Source organism: Acidovorax sp. HMWF018, from assembly GCF_003061035.1.
Taxonomy (GTDB): Bacteria; Pseudomonadota; Gammaproteobacteria; order Burkholderiales; family Burkholderiaceae_C; genus Acidovorax; species Acidovorax delafieldii.
The window spans coordinates 23059-25822 of sequence record NZ_QAIM01000489.1 but is presented as its reverse complement, the minus strand read 5'-3'; the positions used below and the strand labels follow the sequence as shown (position 1 = coordinate 25822).

At 65.6% G+C, this 2764-nt stretch carries 4 protein-coding genes; 2 read left to right on the top strand and 2 right to left on the bottom strand.

The features are described from left to right. Window positions 1-490: 490 nt before the first annotated feature. The gene (locus tag DBR23_RS21010; protein ID WP_099730979.1) at window positions 491-853 is read left to right on the top strand and encodes an MliC family protein; all 363 of its coding nucleotides are present in this window, start codon (window positions 491-493) and stop codon (window positions 851-853) included. Between the two features lie 96 nt (window positions 854-949). Here DBR23_RS21010 and DBR23_RS21005 read toward each other — a convergent pair whose 3' ends face one another. Both DBR23_RS21005 and DBR23_RS21000 read right to left on the bottom strand, forming a co-directional pair. Next, on the bottom strand, window positions 950-1492 hold the full coding sequence (locus DBR23_RS21005; RefSeq protein ID WP_143227280.1) for a hypothetical protein: 543 nt from the start codon (window positions 1490-1492) through the stop codon (window positions 950-952). After that, window positions 1476-2303 (bottom strand): DUF6502 family protein, encoded by an 828-nt coding sequence (locus DBR23_RS21000; RefSeq protein ID WP_056066629.1) that lies wholly within the window; start codon window positions 2301-2303, stop codon window positions 1476-1478. Before DBR23_RS21000 ends, DBR23_RS21005 begins: the two co-directional genes overlap by 17 nt. A gap of 163 nt (window positions 2304-2466) precedes the next feature. On the opposite strand from DBR23_RS21000, the gene DBR23_RS29735 reads away from it, so the two are divergent. After that, on the top strand, window positions 2467-2764 hold a 298-nt coding region (locus tag DBR23_RS29735), incomplete at its 3' end, for a hypothetical protein (RefSeq protein WP_158276478.1).

Here is a 2764-nt window from a genome sequence, read left to right as displayed (position 1 = left end):
GGGCGGAGCAGCCGTACAGGCAGGCTCCTAGGGTATGTCCCAGTCCCTCCCGTCCATAACCGACCAAACGCGTCGGATGCTGCGGATTTTGGGGTGTGGGTGCTTGTAATCAGATGTTTCTACCGCTGATTGGGTCCTTCGGTGCTTCCAATCCTGCCCCGTCTGCAGGGGGCTGGGGCCGTCATGAGGGCGCCACAGGGCGCGGGCAGACTTTAGAGGAGGCTCTCGATGTGGGGATCACCCCAATGACGGTGCCGGGGGCCTGGGGCACTCTTGTGCCCATGCGCTGCACCGGGTGTTGGTCACGGCTCTGGAATCGCAAGTTTCGGTCTCTCGCAATCAGGATGGTGCAGGCAGTGGTGAGTGGCAAGGTTTGTGCTTGGGTGATCACCATGGGGCTTTGAATGGGTCCCGGTGGCCGGTGGCCACAAGCCGTTGGATGGAAGTTGTCGGGCGTCGTCAGATGGCGCCGCGATGTCAGGAGTGACCGATGAAGACGATGGTTTTGCTGGGTTCGGGTGCGTTGGCTACCCTCTTGTTGTCGGGCTGCGCAAGCCAGCCCCCCGCGATGCAGGCGTTCAGCGCACCGACCGATGGCAGCAGCATGCAATACGCCTGCGGCAACGGTGAAAAAGTGGAGATGCAGTTTTACCCCGATCAAGGCCGCAGCGTGATGCGCCGCAGCGGCTGGACGGTGGAGCTGCCCAAGCAGGCTGCCGACAGCGGCTACGCCTACAGCAACGGCCCCACCACGGTGCTGGGCAAGGGCAATGAGCTGACGATCCAGATTGGACACCTGGCACCGATCTGGTGCCGCAGCAACCGCGGCATGATGGTGGCGGGCGTCCAGTAACCTCACCCCTCTTTGTCACCGGCCTGTTCGGGGCTGGTTCGGATTTCTGGTTTTTTCAGGGCCTGTGCAGCCTGTCTGCACAGGCCCTGTGTCGTTTCAGCGCTCCTCGGGAGTGCAGGACCCGGGGGCGGCTGCTGCAGAAGCAGGGCGCTGCTCCAGCGTGCGGGGGGCGACCAGCAGGTTGCCCTGTGCGTCCCGCACGGTAACGACCACCTCGCGGCTGCTGTCGGCGCGGGTGTCGCTGAACTGTAGTTGCATCTCGGCGGCCACAGTGCGGGTTTGGGCTTCGCCCCCGTTGGGAAATTCCGTGGTTTCCAGGGTGCCCTTCAGGAGTGCCATGCCCTGTGCATCGATCTCCCACGGGCCGGTGAACACAAAGCGCTGGCAGGTGATGTTGAGTTCCACCCGCTCGTTTTCCAACAGCAGGTCCGTGCCACCGCAATGCAGAGCGCAGGGGGCTCCCACTGTGAAGCCCGCGCCCGAAAAATAAACCGCTCCGTTGATCGGGCCGGTGCCCGTGCCACCGGTGCCGGGACCGCAGGCGGCCAGCACCAGCAGGGTGGTGACAGCCACCAGCCGTCGGGCCGTGAGCAGGGCCATCCGGCCCACCCGGGCCCAGAGTTCAGGAAGGACGTTCATCTTGGTCTGCGGCATAGAAGTAGCTGCCAAAGCGGGCGCGCCGGTTGCGCTCGCCGGGCGGGGTGTTTTGCTGGTCGTGGTCGTAGCGGGCCTGGGCCTCGGTCATCACGGTCTTGAAGGCCTGGCGCCAGGCCTTGGCGGCCACGACGTGCAGGCGGTGGGCTGATTCTTCGCTGAGCTGGTCCACAAACACGGCCTGCTCCAGGTAGTTGTGCTCACCCTCCAGGTTGAGACTGGCCGCCGCCAAATGGTCGTGCAGGTTGTCCTGCATCAGCTGTGCCATCTCGGCAAAGCCCTGGCGCGGCACAAAGCCGGCGGCCAGCAGGCGGATGAGTCCATCCTCACCTTCCTCGGCGATGCCCAGGCGGACCAGTTCGTCGAGCACCGCGCGGGGCCGCACATCGCTGCTGATGCTGGCCACCAGGCCATCGAAGTGCGGAGGCTCGCCGCTGCGGGGCAGGGGGCGGGGCTGGCCCTCGTCGTCCAGGCAATCCGTCTGGCTCAGCCAGCGCGCGGCCACCTGGCTGGCCATGTTCAACGGGGTTTCGCCCGCTTCTTCCTCAGCAGCGGGCTCGGCCAGACGGCCGAGGTTGCGCACATCGCGCCGGTGCACGCCCGACATCAGGCTCACCGCGCTGTCGGTCGTCTTCTTGCCTGTGCGCTGCAGCTCGTCGTGCGCAGCGTCCAGAAACACTTTCTTCATGGCCGCGGCAAACGCGGGGTAGGCCACACCATTGCGCAGCAGCAGGCGCGCCAGAGGGCGCAGCACGTGCAGGGCGGAGGCCAGAACGATGGCGGAGCGGGAGGGCATGAAAGAAGGCGCGAGGCGCGGCGGGTGTCAGGGTCAGGCTGTGATTGTCATCTGGTTGACGGTTTGAAATTATGTGGGATATTATCCCACTTATCTGCGATGGGGTGTGGGCCGAAGCCGACGCCGCGCCGTGGGTATACGCATTCACAGGGAGAACAATCACATGAAGAACCGAGGGTTGATGAACACATTGGCGGGCATATCCCATGCGTCGCCCGCATGGCTGGCCGTGGCCACCGCTGCATTCGTGGTGGGCTGCGGTGGCGGGGAGGGCGGCAATCCGCAGACCCCCAACGAGGCGCGGCTGCAGGTGGCGCGCTCCGGCGATCTGGTGGCCTACTTCAAGGCCAAGATTGCGCAGCGGGTGGCGCTGGGCTATCCGGGTACGGCCATCACCGTGCCCACCGTGGGGGGCTTGAGCAGTGCGGGCAGCGTGGTCACCCACACCGGCGCGCCACTGG

What these genes read in the sequence shown, in the direction of transcription:
- DBR23_RS21010 (WP_099730979.1), top strand. Translation starts at nt 491, where the DNA reads ATGAAGACGATGGTTTTGCTGGGTTCGGGTGCGTTGGCTACCCTCTTG.
- DBR23_RS21005 (WP_143227280.1), bottom strand. Translation starts at nt 1,492, where the DNA reads ATGAACGTCCTTCCTGAACTCTGGGCCCGGGTGGGCCGGATGGCCCTG.
- DBR23_RS21000 (WP_056066629.1), bottom strand. Translation starts at nt 2,303, where the DNA reads ATGCCCTCCCGCTCCGCCATCGTTCTGGCCTCCGCCCTGCACGTGCTG.